Source organism: Natrinema gelatinilyticum, assembly GCF_024266705.1.
GTDB classification, from domain to species: domain Archaea; phylum Halobacteriota; class Halobacteria; order Halobacteriales; family Natrialbaceae; genus Natrinema; species Natrinema gelatinilyticum.
In genome coordinates this window covers 2,795,812-2,812,335 of sequence record NZ_CP100756.1, presented here as the reverse complement: position 1 = coordinate 2,812,335, position 16,524 = coordinate 2,795,812, and the positions used below count along the sequence as shown (strand labels likewise).

12 protein-coding genes are annotated in these 16,524 nt (G+C 60.4%); 5 read left to right on the top strand and 7 right to left on the bottom strand.

The genetic code is table 11. The features are described 5' to 3' along the window. Positions 1–12 precede the first annotated feature (12 nt). Positions 13–918 carry an ABC transporter ATP-binding protein gene (locus tag NJU76_RS13790; RefSeq protein WP_254529643.1) on the bottom strand — a complete coding sequence of 302 codons (906 nt, stop codon included), beginning with the start codon at positions 916–918 and terminating at the stop codon, positions 13–15. A gap of 164 nt (positions 919–1,082) precedes the next feature. Next, on the bottom strand, positions 1,083–5,057 hold the full coding sequence (locus NJU76_RS13785; protein WP_254529641.1) for a DNA polymerase domain-containing protein: 3,975 nt from the start codon (positions 5,055–5,057) through the stop codon (positions 1,083–1,085). Positions 5,058–5,492: 435 nt separating this feature from the next. Here NJU76_RS13785 and NJU76_RS13780 point away from each other — a divergent pair, with 435 nt between their 5' ends. The 3 genes from NJU76_RS13780 to NJU76_RS13770 are packed head-to-tail and all read left to right on the top strand — an operon-like array spanning position 5,493 to position 6,730. Then, the gene (locus tag NJU76_RS13780) at positions 5,493–5,678 is read left to right on the top strand and encodes a DUF7331 family protein (RefSeq protein ID WP_254529639.1); all 186 of its coding nucleotides are present in this window, start codon (positions 5,493–5,495) and stop codon (positions 5,676–5,678) included. Positions 5,679–5,729: 51 nt separating this feature from the next. Beyond that, entirely contained in the window at positions 5,730–6,287 is a 558-nt protein-coding gene (locus NJU76_RS13775) for a DUF7322 domain-containing protein (RefSeq protein WP_254529637.1), read from the top strand. Beyond that, positions 6,284–6,730 carry a DUF7346 family protein gene (locus tag NJU76_RS13770; protein ID WP_254529635.1) on the top strand — a complete coding sequence of 149 codons (447 nt, stop codon included), beginning with the start codon at positions 6,284–6,286 and terminating at the stop codon, positions 6,728–6,730. Before NJU76_RS13775 ends, NJU76_RS13770 begins: the two co-directional genes overlap by 4 nt. 117 nt (positions 6,731–6,847) lie before the next feature. Here NJU76_RS13770 and rad50 read toward each other — a convergent pair whose 3' ends face one another. The 3 genes from rad50 to NJU76_RS13755 form a co-directional block, all read right to left on the bottom strand. Further along, entirely contained in the window at positions 6,848–9,532 is a 2,685-nt protein-coding gene (rad50, locus tag NJU76_RS13765; protein WP_254529632.1) for a DNA double-strand break repair ATPase Rad50, read from the bottom strand. After that, entirely contained in the window at positions 9,529–10,878 is a 1,350-nt protein-coding gene (gene mre11 / locus NJU76_RS13760; RefSeq protein ID WP_254529630.1) for a DNA double-strand break repair protein Mre11, read from the bottom strand. The genes rad50 and mre11 overlap by 4 nt, the downstream gene beginning before the upstream one ends. Positions 10,879–11,240: 362 nt before the next feature. Further along, positions 11,241–11,510 carry a MarR family transcriptional regulator gene (locus tag NJU76_RS13755; protein WP_254529628.1) on the bottom strand — a complete coding sequence of 90 codons (270 nt, stop codon included), beginning with the start codon at positions 11,508–11,510 and terminating at the stop codon, positions 11,241–11,243. Between the two features lie 126 nt (positions 11,511–11,636). Between NJU76_RS13755 and pan1 the strand changes: the two genes are divergently transcribed. Continuing rightward, on the top strand, positions 11,637–12,854 hold the full coding sequence (pan1, locus tag NJU76_RS13750) for a proteasome-activating nucleotidase Pan1 (RefSeq protein ID WP_254529626.1): 1,218 nt from the start codon (positions 11,637–11,639) through the stop codon (positions 12,852–12,854). Between the two features lie 290 nt (positions 12,855–13,144). Continuing rightward, entirely contained in the window at positions 13,145–13,534 is a 390-nt protein-coding gene (locus tag NJU76_RS13745) for a hypothetical protein (RefSeq protein ID WP_254529624.1), read from the top strand. A gap of 188 nt (positions 13,535–13,722) precedes the next feature. Here NJU76_RS13745 and NJU76_RS13740 read toward each other — a convergent pair whose 3' ends face one another. Both NJU76_RS13740 and NJU76_RS13735 read right to left on the bottom strand, forming a co-directional pair. Continuing rightward, on the bottom strand, positions 13,723–15,429 hold the full coding sequence (locus NJU76_RS13740; RefSeq protein ID WP_254529622.1) for an ABC transporter substrate-binding protein: 1,707 nt from the start codon (positions 15,427–15,429) through the stop codon (positions 13,723–13,725). Positions 15,430–15,667: 238 nt separating this feature from the next. Then, a complete protein-coding gene (locus NJU76_RS13735) occupies positions 15,668–16,519 on the bottom strand; it encodes a phosphatase PAP2 family protein (protein ID WP_254529620.1) in 852 nt (283 codons plus the stop codon). Positions 16,520–16,524: the final 5 nt, after the last annotated feature.

Here is a 16,524-nt window from a genome sequence, read left to right as displayed (position 1 = left end):
AGCTGAATTCGGTTACGGGGTGCCGTAGACCTCTTCGCGGACCCAGTCGTACCCCTTGTCCTCGAGTTCTTCGGCGAGTTCGGGACCGCCGCTTTTCGCGATCTGGCCGTCGAGCATCACGTGGACGTGATCCGGTTCGACGTACTCGAGGATGCGCTGATAGTGGGTGATCTGCAGAATGCCAGTCCCCTGTTCGTCGCGAAGCGCGTTAATACCGGCGGAGACGTCCTGCAGTCGGTCGATGTCGAGTCCGGAGTCGATCTCGTCCAATACGGCGATTGACGGCTCGAGGATCGCGGCTTGCAGGACTTCGTTCTGTTTCTTTTCACCGCCGGAGAAGCCGGCGTTGAGGTAGCGCTGAGCGAACTTCTCGTCTATATCCAGCTGTTCCATCTTCTCCTGGAGGATCTCCTGAAACTCGGCGACACCGATTTCGCCCTCGTCCGCGGGTCCTTCCATCGGAGAGGTTTCGAAGCCGTCGTCTTCGTCTTCGTCCTCACCCTCGCCCTCATCGAAGAGTTCCTCACGCTCCTCGATCTTGGCGTTCAGCGCCGTTCGGAGGAAGTTCGTCATCGTAACGCCTTCGATTTCGGCCGGATACTGGAAGCCGAGGAAGACGCCGAGTGCAGCACGCTCGTTCGGCTCGAGGTCGAGCAGCTCCCAGGTTCGGTGGTCCTCGTCGATTTCGATTTCGTCGCCGAACTCGCCTTCCTCCAGGTGGAGCAGGACCTCGCCGTCGGTAACCTCGTACGCGGGATGGCCGGCGATAACCTTCGCAGTCGTGGACTTCCCGGAGCCGTTCGGCCCCATCAGAGCGTGGATCTCGCCCGATTCGACCTCGAGGTCGACGCCCTCGAGGATCTTCTCGTCGCCCTCCGCTACTTCGGCATGCAGGTTGCGTAGTTCGAGACGTGCCATAGTACTCTGTCACTTGAAGGGTGGGTCGTATGACTGATAACGGTTTCGTATCCAATTGGATACGATTCCGCTCTGCAAAAATAATTTTCCAAAACGAGAAGCGAACGTCCACTCCACGTCGGGTTCCCTGGTTCGAAATCCCCGGTTCGATACTGGACCGCCGCTCACCAGTATCGATCGAGACCGGTTTGTTCCTGGCCGCTTTTCACCTCTTCCCAGGAGACGTCGAGCGCCTCGAGAATGCGCTCGATCGGGCCCTTCAACGTTTTCTCCAGCATCTTCTCGGAGTCGACCTCGAATTCCGCGGGAACCTGATCTTCGTACTCGAAGCAGATGACGTCGGGGTCGCGTTTGAACGCGCCGTAGAGCGGATCGGTGCGGGCGTCGAACCCCGCTTCGTTCTCGAGGCGCTCGAAGAACGTCGGATCGACGCGCTCGAGGTAGAGTCGCTTGGGTTTGCTCCCGCGCTGGAAGTTGGTGCCGAGCATCAGGTTGGCGTACTTCGCGCCGCGGACCTGCGCCGTATCGGTGTCGTAATTGTCCAGTCGCTTGCCGATCCCGCCGGGGATCGCGATGTCCTCGAGCGAGATGTTGTCCGCCAGCACGTCTTCGATGATCCCGTTGACGTACTCTTTTGCGCCTTCGACGTCGCCGTCCCTGACGATCATATCGATGACCCTGTGCTGGACCTCCTTCGTGATGGGTGCGATGTCCGAGCGCTGGTACTCGAAGCCGACGATGTCGACGTCGTCGACGTCCTTGCCCTCCTTCCAGATGATGTGGCCCGCGTACCGTTTTTTCGTTCCGGCCTGGAAGAACCGCCGGTAGAGTTTCTCGAATTCGATTTGGAACCGGTGGAAGTCGGCGTTCAATTCGTCTTGCGCAAAGTCATCGTAGCGACCGTTGATGTGGTCTTCGAGTTCGAACGACTGCTCGATTGCCTCTTCTTTCGATACGTCAGGACCGAGTTCGAGCATCACGCTGTCAGTGTCGCCGTACGTAACATTGTATCCCTCTTCGTTGGCAGCGGTTTCAGTGAACTCGATAACTTCTCGACCAGTTGCAGTAATCGCCGATGCTGCTTCCTTGTCGTAGAGGCGGAACTGTTCCCAGCCTGAGACACCGTACAGGGATTGACCGACGAACTGGAACTTTCCGTTTCGCCCCGCGAGCAACGTGTGGTTGTCTTCGACGGTGACACAATAGACACCGTTTTGGGCAGTACTTCGGGCGGAACTCCGATGCATCCGTAGCGTGTTTTTCGACTCTTCGGTCACGTAGATCCGCCATGTTCCGCTGTCTCGACTGTAGTTTGCCGTCAGACCTAGGTGTGTACAGAGCCGAAGGACGTCATCGCGAAGCCGCTCGCTCGAGGTGGAGTATCGCCACGAATTGACCTGGCGGTCGCCGTCACCATCGATGAGCACTTCGAGGAAGCGTCGTTTCTGCCTGCGGCTACAGTCGAAGACGAAATCGGGGATTCGTTTTTGGAAGCTGTTTTCGCCACAGATTGATGCCAAAAAGTTTCCAAGAAGTTTCGACGTGATCGAATAACAGTGGTCGTCGACGTAGTAGTCGAGTCCAATGTCTTCGAACAGTTCGCCGATCGTCGCGTGGTGGTCGACGCCGCCGTCAGCGATCGGTAGTTTGTTCTGAGCCAATTGAATCGACGTCACAGTTCCGCGGAAGTTTTCGCCGAACTGTTCGTCTTCGGACGTGTAGACGTTTCCTTCGGTTATGAACCACGCAAGCAGGTCAAGGAAATGGTCTCCTTTGTATGTCCGCGGAATCCACGTCCGGCCGGATTCGCGGTGGATGAAGCTTAGGTCGCAGACGTCTTCGATATAGTCGCGGTGTTCATCGAACTCCTCGGCGGTGAAAACGTAGCCCGTTTTCCCGACGTCGGCTTTCGGCACACGACGCGGTGTCCAGCCTAGCTCTGCGGTGAACGTTCGGCCGGGAACGGACGGTCGAACCCAAACTTCGTAGTCGCCGTCGATCAACTCGGTGAGATCGATTTCTCCGAGTTCGTCTCCGTCGGGACCCTCCCAGTCGTGCGGGAGTTCGTAATTTGTCGCCGAATCGAGATTTCCGGCCTCGATGAATCGGTATTCGTCCTCAGTGATACCGTTCGTCTCGTTCTTTCGAACGAGCATTCGGTGGTTCGGCGTGACGCGGAAATCGATCTTGCTGGTCTCGATGTCGATCAGGTCGCCGTCGTAATCGGGATACGTGTGGGTTTCGACGACGGGTTTCACCTCGAGAGTATTTGTTTCCGGATCGAGCGAATACACCTCGTCGCCGACCTTGAGGTCGGTGATACTGCGAACACCGCTGGGTGTCAGTACCTCCGTATCCGGCGTGAAGCAGTTCATAATAACCTTTACCGCTCCCTGCTGACGGTCGTACTGTTCGTACTCCCTGCTGCCGGGCTCGTGCTGGTTTCGCTGGGACTTCTTCTCCTCGCGTTCGGCAAGCAATTCGTTGATCATCTCCCGCATGACCCCGTCGGGTTCCTTTCGGAAGTGGGTCGGCTCCGGTCGTGTCGGTGCGACGAACGTCTCGCCGTCGTACTCGTCTGGATCGACTCTCGTTTCGGGTGACGCGTTGACCGTCACCATGCACATCGGATACAGCGACTTCAGGTCGAGTACGGTGACGTTCTCTTTGACGCCCGTGATCGGCTCGAACACTGCACCGCCTTCGTACTCCTCGCCGGCCTCCTGTTGCCCCTTCGACGGGAGGGAAAACCGTCCGTGCGCTTCGTGGAGGACGTACATGTCGACCGCGTCGCCGGGGGTCGGTGCATCCTCGAGTTTACAGCCGACGAACGATCGCACCTCGTCCCAGAACGCGATGATTTCCTGTTGGCGGTCGAGTTCGACGCAGAGTTCGACGTCCCGGAGGTTGTATTCGAGCAGTTGCGTTGGATCGTCCTCCCAGAGGTCGCCGATATCACCGGCGTAGCGTTCCTTGCCGACGCCGAGTTCCTCCTCGCCGACCGCGTCGAGGCGGTAGGAGTCGAGTTCCGAGAAGACCGTCCGTTGGTAGGCATAGAGTAGGTCGAAGACGATGCGGCCCTTTATGTCCGGGCCGCCCCAGTTACTCCGCCAGACCTCGTCGACCCGAGAGAGGCGGTCGACGGTCAGGTCGTACTCGTGATGTGGGCCATCGAGTTCCTCGAGGCGATCGAGGAAGTACGGCGCGTCGAAGTCCTCGAAGTTCCAACCGGTAAGCAGATCCGGATCGGTCTCGTCGATATAGTCGATGAAGGCCTCGAGCATCGCCGCTTCGTCCTCGAAGCTGCGCACTTCGTGCTCTATTTCGCCTTCGATCGGCTCGTACGCCGTTATCTCGGTCGGGGCCACTCCGTCACCGACCGGCGCCTCGTACAGCCACATGACGTACTCGTCTCGGTAGGAGTCGTGGCTGGTGAGACAAACGATCGGTTCCTCGCCATCCTCGGGAAAGCCAGAACGGTCGTCGACTTCGATGTCGAACGTACAGACGCGCGGTCGAGCGTCGACGTCTGCCGCTTCGACCTCGTCGTGAGGGACGATCAACGAACCGTCGCCGGCCCGACGCTCCGGAATCCGAATTCCGCTGCGGATGTCCTTGTCGATCAGGAACCGATTCGGAAACAGGATGTCTGCCTCGTAGTGGTCGAAATCGTCGCGCACCTGCCCGACGTCTCGGGGCGTCTGCCCGAAAATTTTGGTGAGTTTCTCACCCCGGATGCTCTCGTAGGGTTGGCCGTCGTGACCGACCTCCCGACTCCCGGTAAGCCGGTCGTATTGCTCCTCTGGCGGCCGTTCGAGCGAGTCCGTCGGCGCGTAGAAGTAGGGTCGAAAGCCGACGACCTGGATGTGCTCTAGATCCTGTTTGGGCGTCCGCCCGAAGACGTGCATGATCGGTCGCTCCTCGTCGCCGTAGCCGGCGATCGTGTAGTCGACCTGCATCACGGCAAGTTCGAGTTCCCCGTCGGGTTCGGGGAGCGTCTCTTCGACGACGTCGATCACCTCCACGGCGGTGGACCCGCCGTTGCCGGCGACGGCAACCGCCTCTTCTGCCGGACGGTCGTCGGTCGCGTCGGAGTCACCACCGAACTCCGTCAGTCCGGTCTGGCCCGCCTCAGTCATGATACCCGGATTAGCAGTCGGCGGTTAAAAACCCCTGCAATCCCACTCCGTGATCGTCACCGTCTGGGCCGTCTTGAGGGCTATCCCGCTGAAACGGGTGGCCCGGATGAGACGGAGGGCGACCGATGGTGGACCGGAGATGCACGAGACGGATGCCAGGCTACGATATTTCGCGACGGCCTGTGAGCGTGTGGCGAGTCTGACCTATGGAAGGTGGTGAAACAGGCGTCTTTAGCGACCGATTCGCGTCCCATAGACCGGTTTCAAGATGTCGCGTTCGGTTTCGGCACAGATTTCGGGTGCGACTTCGTCTTCCGTCAGTCATACCTGCTCCTCGTGGGTCGCTGCACACGACGAGCCGTTTATTGAGGGTGCGTCCGGAGGGGTACAGAGACAAGAAGACCTTTAACTTGGTAACACATAACATTGATGTAGGTGATCGATGTGTCCACCCATGTGAACGATGACGTGACGGATCGGCGCGAACCGAGTAGCGAACCCGAGGGTACCGCAACGATCGAGTCCTACGAGACTGAGAACGGCGTCGTCTTCTACGATGCCCAGAACCCGCTCGCGTGGATGGAGACGTCCCGAACCCTCACGCTCGAGGAACTCGCCTAAGAGGCAGCCCAAACGCGAACACTTTTCCTGCCGTTCACCCTTCGCTCACACGTGGTATTCGACTCGATCGATGACGAGTCCGCAGACCGAGATCCGGATCCGGAGGAGGCGGTCAGGGACCCGGGTGAGCGATACCGAAACCCCGAAGAGAAGTTCATGGATCCCGACCACGATTCGCTGACGATTCCCCAGATAGGGGTCGATGAGTCCGAAACCGATACCGCGACCGATTCGATCACGATACCCGCTGTAACGACCCCCGAAACCGACGCCTCGGAGGAACTCCTCGAGTCGTTCTGGGTCCTCGTAGTCGTTCTCAACGGGGCGATTCTGGCCCTCTCGCTCGGTGCCCTCTTTCTGCTCTTCGACGGAGACGTGACCAGAGGTGGCTGGCTGCTTGCTATCGGCCTCGTTCTCACGGGATTTTCCGCTCGCCGATACAAGCAGTACCAGCATACTGTATCCGGGTCGACGACAGCGACGGACTCGGCCGATTCGACGGGCTCGACGGACTCGACGGACGACCGGAACGAACCGGACGAAACGTTGAATACAAGTGCAACCGACGGCATCAACACGACATCGACCGACGATTCAAGGAAACTATGAAATCCGTCCAGGATGACACCGGTAAGCGCTATCTCCTTCTCAAACACTCCACGGACGCGAGTCTCGTCCGCGACCCCACAACTGGAAACGAATGTTACATCCAGAACGACCGCCTCGAAGCGGTCGACGAGGAATCGGCCCTCGAGACGGCCGCTCGAAGCGTCGACGAACCGGTCGTGACCCTCCTGACGAACGTTCACGACGAGCAAACGCTCGGCCTCCTGATCGAGCTCGCGGAACGGGGCCCCCTCGACGTCCGCACGCTGCTCGACGCGTACGATCTCTGTGAGAGCGACCTGCACGGCCGACTCACTGCTCTCTCGACGGCCGGTTTGATCGAGGAGACCGATATCGCCGGCCACCGCGGCTATCGGATCACAGAGGAGTGTGCCACCGCACTCGAGGCGATCCGAAACGGCTCCACTCACGAACAAAGCGAGTGAAGGACGAACTACGAGGGACGATGTGAGACAGTTCTCGTCTCCCGGACGGGCTGTGAAATATCGACCGTATCGAGCCGTTCCCCCCTCGCATAGTCTGCATCACGACCCGAAACAGCCCTAGTTCGACGCCAACAGTTCCACTTCGGGCGGCTGACCGCGCTCGAGTCGAGAGCGATTCGACGTCGCGTCCTTCTCGACGCGGACGAGCGAGTCGGCCGCGCCGACGAGTTCCTCGTCGTGGCTGACGACGACGATCTGTTCGACGCCCAGATCGCGCATCGATTCGACGAGCGATACGAGTTGCGTCACGTGACCGGAGTCGAGAAACACCGTCGGTTCGTCGAGGATCAGCGGCGGCATCGGCGCGGTCCCCTCGACGCCCTCTGCGAGTAGTCGATAGATCGCACACCGCAGGCTGAGATTGAACAACGCACGTTCGCCGCCCGACAACTGTTCGGGCTCGAGCGCTTCGCCGTCTTTCTGATAGACGGTCAGCCGGTAGTCGCCGTCGAGATCGATCGACGCGTAGGAGTCGTTCTGGTAGACCAGTTCGAACGTTTCGTTGAGCAGTCGCTCCAGCGTCTCGACGTTCCGCTGGCGTAGTTCCGTCCGCAGTTCGCCGTAGGTCGTCTGCAGCGTCTCGGCCTCGTCGTACAGCGTCTCGAGTCGGTCGCACCGCTCCTCGACGGCTTCGAGACGCTCGCGGTGTTCCTCCAGTTCCTCGATTTCGCGTTCGACGGCGCCGATCGCGTTCTGGACCTCGGTCCGCTTCTCCACGAGGTCGTCGAGTTTCTCGTCGACCTGTTCGATGTAGTTCTCGGCGTTATTCTTGTCCGTGCGAGCGGTTTCGACCCGTTCTTCGTCGAACTCCGATTCGAGGTCCCCCTTTCTGGCGCGCTTTGCCGAGAGCTGTTCCCGGCGTTCGTCGTTCATCGTCTCCCAGTCCTGCTGTCGTTCGCGCAAGGTTTCGATTTCGCTCTCGAGCGTCGAGCGCTCGTCGGCGATTTCCGACACGCGACGGAGTGATGCGAGCGTTTCCTTGATCTCCCCGCGCTCAGTGTTGATTTCGCCGAGCGCGGCTCTCGCCTCGGTCACGTCTTCCTCGCGGTCGTCCGCTTCGGATCGCTTCGCCTCGGCTTCGGCCTCGTACTCCGCGGCGTCGTTTCGGAGTTGTTCTCGTTGATCACGGCGATCGGTCAACGTTTCGCGTTTCTCCGCGAGCAACTGCTCGATGTTGTGGCGGTTCTCCTCGAGCCGGTCGACCCGCCGCTCAGCTTCCCGTAATTTCTCGACCCGTTCGATCCGTTCGGTGAGAGCGTCGCGGTCGGCCTCGACGTCATCGCGTCGGTCCTCGAGGTCGGCGAGTTCCTCTCGTCGGTCGTCTATGACGTTCACGTGGGGCGAGTCCTGGACCGGTTGCCCGCACTCTGGGCATTTGCCTTCCTCGAGTAGCCGTTCGCCCTCCTCGATCGCCTTTTCTGCGGCCCTGATGTCGGCGGTGAGGTCGTTGCTCTTGGAGACCAGGTTTTCCCGTTCGGCCTCGAGTGCTTCGAGCGTGGATTCGGCCTCCCCGAAGTCGATCGGCGAATCGTCGACCCTCGCCTGCGCAGTCTCGATTTGCGTCTCGAGGTCGTCGAGACGCTCCTCGCGTTCCGCGATCGTCTCCTCGTCGGCCGCTATTCGGTCGTCGAGGCCGTCGGCCTCTTCGCGAGCCACCGTCGTCTCTGACTCGAGGTCCTCTGCTTCCTCCCGGAGCCGTTCGATTTCGTTGGTCCCCTCGGTAATCGTCACTCGAACGTCTTCGAGCTCGTCCCGGAGATCCTCGTCGCGTGCCTCAAGATCGTCGATACGCCGTTCGACCGATTCTCGATCCGGATCGCCCATCTCGAGGTCGACATCCTCGAGGAGGTCGGCGCGTTCGGCCGCGAGTTCGTCGCGGCGCTCCCGGATTTCGCGGATGTCGTCGGTCGCTTCCTCGCGTTTGCGTTCGGTTTCGCTGATCTTCGACCGGAGGTCGTCGATCTCTTCGGCGAGCGACGTGATCTCCTCGCGGGTTTCCTCGTGGCGCTCGAGGACCGCTTTTGCGGTGTCGAGCGTCTGCCGGGCCTGCTCGCGCTGTTTTTCGTAATGTTCGATCTCGTCCGTAAGATCGGCCCGCCGAGATTCGAGCCCGTTCAGGCGCTCGTGGAGGTCTTTTTTCTCCTTCTGTTCGACCTGTTTGCGAACGTCCTCGAGAACCTCACGCTGACCGTCGAGGACCGTCTTGACGCCGAGTCGAGCCTCGCTGCCTCGCTCGCGATACTCCTCGAGTGCGCCGAGTTGAAGGAGGTCGTCGATCATGTCTTGCCGATCGCTCGGCGAGGCGTGAATCAGCTTGTTTACCTCTCCCTGACGAACGTACGCACAGTTGACGAAGGCTTCGGCGTCCATCCGCAGGAGTTGGGTCACCTCGCGACGGACGTCGCGGGCCCCCTCGATCGTTCCAGTCGGCGTTTCGAGGACACATTTCGTCGTGGTGGCACGGTCGCCGCGCAGTTTCAGACGCCGTTCGACACGATACGCGACACCGTCGTGAGTGAACCAGAGTTCGACCTCGGCTGCTTCCTCGCCGGTCGTGATGACGTCGTCGAGGGTGCGTTCAGAAAGTGCCTTCGAACCGTAGAGCGCGAAGAAAACCGCTTCGAGCAGCGTCGACTTCCCGCTGCCGTTGACGCCGTGGACGACCGTGACACCGCGCTCGAGCGAGAGATCGGCGTCGCCATAGCACTTGAAATTCAGAAGCCGTACACGATCGACTCTCACGCGAAATCACCCAGCGACGCGGTCTCGCTGTCGGACGAATCGTCGGCGGCTTCGGTGTCGGCAGTGGTTTCGGCGTCAGTTTCGATATCGCCACTCACGTCCTCGTCGATCGTCGCATCCGACAACTCGACTGAGTCGACCGCAGACTCGGCTCCGTCGGCTATGTGATCGGCGACCGTCGTTACGTCTTCCTCGCTCGGCTCGCGATCGGGGGCGGGGGCGGGATCGAAGGCCGAACGATCCTCCTCGAGCAACTCGCGAACTCGACGCTCGACCGATTCACGGACGTTCGCGTCCGCGAGGTCGTCGTTTCGGACCGTTTCGTCTATCTCGAGTGCGGCGTCGCTGAGCCCGAGTTCGCGGACGCGTTTGCGGACCGCGTCGTCCGGGTTGGCGAAACTGACCGAAACGGCCTCGTCCTCGTCGGGGAGTTCCCGTCGGTCGTTGACTCGAGCGACGAGTGCACCGCGGTCGATCGCGAGTTCCTCGATCGCAGCAGGAGGGATCGGTCGCCCGTCCCCTTCGACGGTGACGATGACGACTGCGTCCGCGAGGTCGTGTTGACGAACGCGTTCCTGAACGCGGTCGATCCCTTCGCCCGCTGCTAACTCGACGTCGACGAAGACGAACTCCCGGGTCGCGGTGAGCCCGCGACGTCGGATCGCGACCGTCCCGTCGTCCTCGACGTCCACGAGATTGTAGCCTCGATTCTCGCGTTCGCTGGCGCTCGCGCGCTCGGTCGAACCGCAGTAGGTGACCCACGTATCGAGGACTTCGGCGGTGTCGGGCGCGTGGTTATCGCCCAGCAGGACGGCGTCGAAATCGACCGTCGACTCCCGGAGGACGGTTTCCGTCTCCCAGTCCGCGTGCGCGAAGGGTTCGAAGAGGCCGTGGCTGACGAGCGTGGCGCAGTCGGCCTCGTCGGGCATCGACGTAAACTCGTACTCGAGGTCGTCACGTCGTGAGCGTGGCACGAAGTCGAGTCCGTAGAACGCCACGTCGCCGATGACGACTGGATCGGCGCCGAGTCGTCTCGCCAGCCCGAGATCCGCAAAGAGATCGAGCCACTGGGCGTCGCGTTTCGACTCGTGATTGCCGACGACGGCGAGAAAGGGAATATCGGCGTCGGCAAGCGTTCGAAGGATGTCGACAGTTCCCTGGAGGTCGACGAGACTCGGTCGGCGGTCGTGAAAGAGGTCGCCGGCGTGGACCACCGCGTCGACGCCGTCCGAGACTGCGTCCTCGGCGACGTTGCGAAATGCCTCGAGGAAGTCCCGTCGTCGCTCGGGCGAGTTGTACTGCTGGTACCCGATGTGGGTATCGCCCGTGTGGATTACCCGCGTCATTGACCAGTCGTTGGCGAGCCGACCCTAAAGGGGTTCCGTGACCGGAGTGAAAGTGCCGTTGGGCCGACCGTCCAGGCTACTGAGACTGATCCAAAATGCCGCTACCGCAGTCCACGGCGGTCGGTAATACGAGTGCAGACGCAACTCGCAGATGGACAACTGATCAGCTGGACCGCAGACGTATACAATCACGTCGACGTTGGGGCTTCGTCCGCTGAGAATAGCACTGTGGGTTCTCACCCAAACGAGCACGTCCGGGTATCACAGGCTTCGCGGTACGTCTGAACGACTCGATCGAGGGGGTAGCCGCGTGCGTGTTATCGCGACGAAGACGAATCGACAGACGTCGGAGGAGGGGGCGATTAGGCCTCGATATCGAGGCTGTAGAGGCGCTTGCGGGCGTCGGAGAACGAGAACCGAGAGTCGATAACGTTCGCTTCGTCGAGGCGGTTCAGAGCGTACCGGACCGTCCGGGACGGAAGCAGCGTCTCGTCGGCGAGTTGTTGCTGGGTCATCGTATCGTTGTACTCGAGGACTTTCGCGACGAGTTTCGCACTCGGTGGAAGATCGTGGACGTCGTCCCACGACCCCGACTGGCTAGTCTCCTGTCGAAGCGACTCTGAGGCGCTCATCGTATCTCCCCATTCCGAATACAAGGTGATAATATTTTCTATTCCGTTTGATGCTTATGGGTAATACATTGCGAGCGAGTGTACCTACCCGAAGCCTCTTATGAACCAGCCCCCAAAGACTGGGTGATGAGCGACACTGTGGACGACGTCGACCTCCCATACGACGAGGACGAGGCGTCCCAACAGGAGAAAATCCAGGCGCTCGAGGACCGGCTGGAGATCCTCGAGGCGCAGAACGAGGATATGCGCGACAAGCTTCTCGACGCAAACGCCGAGAACAACAAGTACCAGCAGAAACTCGAGCGTCTCACACATGAAAACAAGAAACTCAAGCAGTCACCGCTGTTCGTCGCCACGGTCCAGGAAATAACGGACGAAGGCGTCATCATCAAACAACACGGGAACAATCAGGAGGCGTTGACCGAAGTCACCGACGAGATGCGCAACGATCTCGATCCTGATGCGCGCGTGGCGGTCAACAACTCACTCTCCATCGTCAAGCCCCTCTCGAACGAAACCGACGTCCGGGCTCGCGTAATGGAGGTCACCGAGAGCCCCGACGTCAGCTACGAGGACATCGGCGGTCTCGAAGAGCAGATGCAGGAGGTCCGCGAAACTGTCGAGATGCCCCTCGAGAAACCCGACATGTTCGACAATGTCGGGATCGATCCGCCGAGCGGCGTCTTGCTGTACGGGCCACCGGGGACTGGCAAAACGATGCTCGCGAAAGCAGTCGCCAACCAGACCGACGCCACCTTTATTAAGATGGCCGGCTCGGAGCTGGTTCACAAGTTCATCGGCGAGGGGGCAAAACTCGTTCGAGACCTATTCAACGTCGCCCGCGAGCACGAACCTGCCGTCATCTTCATCGACGAGATAGACGCCATCGCCGCCAAGCGGACGGAGTCGAAAACCTCCGGTGACGCGGAGGTCCAGCGGACGATGATGCAACTGCTCTCCGAGATGGACGGCTTCGAAGAGCGCGGTGAGATCCGCATCATCGCGGCGACCAATCGCTTCGACATGCTCGACCGCGCGATTCTCCGCCCTGGCCGATTCGACCGCCTCATCGAAGTGCCGAAACCGAACCAGGAGGGCCGCGAAATCATCTTCGAAATTCACACTCGGGGGATGAACGTCTCCGACGACGTCGAATTCGGAGAACTGGCGGCCGAGGCCGACAACGCCTCCGGTGCGGATATCAAAGCCGTCTGTACCGAAGCCGGGATGTTTGCCATCCGTGACGATCGAACCGAGATCCGGATGCAAGACTTCCAGAGTGCCTGGGAGAAAGTCCAGGCGGAATCCGACGAGACCGAAGACGTCTCGAAAACGTTCGCCTGAGCACCTCATACGGAGGTCGACAGCCGTCCGTCGCTTTTGGCCGCAACTTTACTGATCGACGAGTCGATACAACGATGGACCGACTCGATCGTACTCCGATTCGTGCGTAGCGTCGCCGTTTCCCCTCGAGTGGGCCGGATCCCGTTTCGATCCGTCCGGGATACCGCTTCGAGATCCAGGGACGCGGATCTCACTTACGGCCTCGCAGCCGCCGGGTCGGACCCGATGGTAACACGATGTCTCTCCGAGACATGGCAACCCTTTTCCCCCGCGCTACAGAATCCGATGGTATGTCGGATGAAAACGAATCACCTGACGGAGAAGATACGGGAGAGGACAGCGAGGAGAAATCCTTCCGCGAACGGGTGGAGGAGATTCGAGAGAAGCGTGCCGAAGAGGGCGAAGGCGAGGGTGAGGGTGAGGCTCCCGAAAGCCCGTTCGGTGGCGGTCCCGGCGGTCCCGGCGGTCCTGGTGGAATGGGCGGAAATCCGTTCGCCCAGATGATGGGCGGCATGATGGGAGGCGGCCCCGGTGCTGGCCCGGGCGGTCCCGGTGGGCCGGCCGCGGGCGGGCAGGAAGAGAGCAACGAAGAATTGATCCGCGAAGTCCGCCAACTCCGCGACGAAATGCGGGATCAGACTCGCGCTCTCAAGCGAATCGCAGACGCGCTCGAAGACTAGCAGGCCAGTACCGATCAACACGATCCGTTTCGCCGCTGGCCACTCGCGGAAGGCGGCACAACAGCCGTTTTCCCGTCAACTCCGAGTTGAACCCGATAGCCTGGCCCAATTACCCACAGTTCGCGCCACCGCGACGAGTATCTACCTGCCTGTGGTGGTGTCGCTGTCCGGGCGTCTATCTGGTGAGGTCACTGTCTGACCCGAAGCCGTCCCTTCTCGTCGTATCGGAACCCGGCCTTTTCGAACGCCGACCGTGCGGCATCCACGTCGACTTCGCCGTCCGTCCCTAGAAACGGTGTTTCGGGGTCGCCGTCATTCCACTCGAGGCTCTCGGGGACCCATTGCTTGGTGACCGGTGTCGCAACTGGCCGTGCGTTTCCGTGGAACACCTTTTCGACCAGCCACTCCTTGTCGAGTAAGCGTGCGATGACTCGTCGGAACCGCGGGTTGCTAAACGGTGCTTTGCGCGCGTTGAACCCGAGGAAGTAAAACGTCCACGACGGCGATTCGAGCAACCGGCTGGTGTCGGATATGTAGGCCGTGTCGACGACGTTCGACTCCAGGGACGAACTCGTGACGTCGCCCATATCATTTTCGACAGCATCGATCGCCGTTTTGCTGCTCGGGGAGATCCCGATGGTGAACGCACCGACGGTCGGTTCTGGAAGATCGACGTCGGATCTGAGCGTGAAGTGAGTGCCAAAGCGTTCGAGCGTGAGTTGATCGCCTTCCGTCCGTCCTGTGAACTGATAGGGGCCGCTTCCGATCGGTGGAATGTTGTTCGTGACGATCGCTTTCGTGGTTCCCTGGGCGAGGCTGGTACCGCCCGGTCCGTTCGCGTCCGCATCCCATTCGCGCCAGATGTGGGGTGGGAGTATCGGGACGAGAAAAGCCCGTTCGCCGACCGATGGACTGGTTTCGACCGTTATCTCCAGGCGAGTAGGACTCCGAATCGCGACCGACTCGACCGACTCGACCTGTCCCCGATACCGGGGAGCCGGTGTGGGAACTTCGCGTTTCCCGAGTGACATGTCCTGAAGGAACCGGTAGGTGAACCCGACGTCGGCAGCAGTTAGCGGCCTCCCGTCGTGAAACTCGCACCCATCTCGGAGGCGGACAGACGCCGTTCGTCCGTCCCACTCCCACGACTCGGCAAGCCACGGCTGAATGTCCCCGTTGGGATCGTCGGTCGCCAGCGAGTCGTACAGTAATTGCGTGAACGTTCCGCGACCGCGGTAGTCGACCGCGAGCGGATTCAGGTTTTCAGTCGGTCTCGTATCCGTATGGGTTGCACGAAGCGTTGTGACGCCTGCGGCCGGGTCGAGGCCGAGATAGCCACGTCGCGTCGCGAGGTGGCCGTTCCCCCACCCCTCGAACCGGTCGGTCCTGACGGCCCGGTATTCTTCCGGAATGCAGATCGGAACGAACGGCTGGACTGTCGCAATCGACTCGAGTACGTCCGTGACTGCTTCGCGGCGGTCTTCTCCCTTCATCTGGCGTTGCTTCTCGAGAAAGGCGTCGACGGTCAGGTTAGTGAACCCGAACGGGTTTTGCCACCCCGATTCGTCGGCGTACAGCGAGTGCAGGGCCTGGTACAGGAAATCCGGGTCGGTCCCGCCTGGATGGCGACCGATACAAACGTCGAAATCGTGGTCGTAGAGCACTGTCTGGAGGAAATCGATATCAGAACGCACGTCGAAAGAAACGTCGATCCCGACCGTCGTAAATATCCGTTCCAGCTCGTTTGCGATTCGAATACACTCTCTGTCGCTGTCGGCGGGAAGCGTCGTAATAGTCAGCGAAAGTTGTTTGATATTGTTCCGGGTCACGATATCTCCGAGCCGTTGAATGCAGCCACCGGTCGAAACGGTCAAGCCGGTCGCCGCAGCTAACATGGCCCGACGACTGACGGTACTGCCGTCAGCGGTGCGATTGCTCCGTTCCCGGCCAGCCCCTCGCCCGTTCATCGTGTGCGCTAGTCGTAGTAGCCAACCGCGATATAACAGTATTTTGCTCTCCGGCGATCCAGTCCGTCGACGGTTCAGCGTGTTTGTGAGGCGACCGTTCGTCCCCCTCGGACGAAACCGAACGACGGACCGGCCTTGACCGGTCGGGAATCCGCCACCAGCGTGACTAATCGTGGTCCTGTCCCCAGGGGATTCGGTCACCGAATTGCTCGGATAACTCCGCCAGTGACCAGCGATCGACGAGTCGATCCGAAAGGGTGACACAGAGAGCAGCGAGTAACAGGCCGGCAGTAACATCTAATCCCCAGTGAATCCCGAGATACATCGTGGAAATCGCGACGCTGGCCGCAAGGACGGTCGCAACGGGGAACCACTTCGGAAACGCCGAGCGCGTCATCCAGGCGAACGTCGCGACGGTGGCCGACAGCGACGTGTGCAACGACGGAAAAACGTTTGTGTTGCTGTTCACCTCGCGGGTGAGGTACTGATATTGTGGGCTAGTATCGTACAGCATTCGCTCCATCAGTTCGGCGGGCATCAGGTTCCGAGGGCCGTACGCGATAATGAAAATGTACAACACGAGCCCGATAGCGTAGTTGAGCGCGTATGCGGTCAGCAGTCGGCGGAATATCCGCGTATCGGAGAGGGTAAAGTACGCGATAACGGGGAATATCAACAGGAACGTGTAGCCGTAGACGTAGATGGCCGTGAAATACGCCGTCGTCTCGGCCGTCTGGATCGACCGAAAGATCAGAATGAACTCCCCTTCGACATTGTAGAACATCGCTGTCAGGTGGATACCGATCTCTCGCGACAGTTTTGGCGCCGTCTGCCTGGCGACCCGATTGATCAGCAATACGATGAGCAACACGACGATCACCGGACCAGCGATCCTGAGTCTGCTTCGCCACTCGGCTCGAGTCTGTGCGAGCCGTTCACGACCGACGAAGACGGCAATCGAGACCGGCAGCAAGATCATGATAACGATGACGAGTTGTGTCAACACCTCGGCTAGCATCGCTT

Coding starts and splice junctions, on each gene's coding strand:
- NJU76_RS13735 (WP_254529620.1), bottom strand. CDS start 16,519: ATGCTAGCCGAGGTGTTGACACAACTCGTCATCGTTATCATGATCTTG.
- NJU76_RS13790 (WP_254529643.1), bottom strand. CDS start 918: ATGGCACGTCTCGAACTACGCAACCTGCATGCCGAAGTAGCGGAGGGC.
- NJU76_RS13745 (WP_254529624.1), top strand. CDS start 13,145: ATGTCGGATGAAAACGAATCACCTGACGGAGAAGATACGGGAGAGGAC.
- mre11 (WP_254529630.1), bottom strand. CDS start 10,878: ATGACGCGGGTAATCCACACGGGCGATACCCACATCGGGTACCAGCAG.
- NJU76_RS13755 (WP_254529628.1), bottom strand. CDS start 11,510: ATGAGCGCCTCAGAGTCGCTTCGACAGGAGACTAGCCAGTCGGGGTCG.
- NJU76_RS13740 (WP_254529622.1), bottom strand. CDS start 15,429: ATGTTAGCTGCGGCGACCGGCTTGACCGTTTCGACCGGTGGCTGCATT.
- pan1 (WP_254529626.1), top strand. CDS start 11,637: ATGAGCGACACTGTGGACGACGTCGACCTCCCATACGACGAGGACGAG.
- NJU76_RS13770 (WP_254529635.1), top strand. CDS start 6,284: ATGAAATCCGTCCAGGATGACACCGGTAAGCGCTATCTCCTTCTCAAA.
- NJU76_RS13785 (WP_254529641.1), bottom strand. CDS start 5,057: ATGACTGAGGCGGGCCAGACCGGACTGACGGAGTTCGGTGGTGACTCC.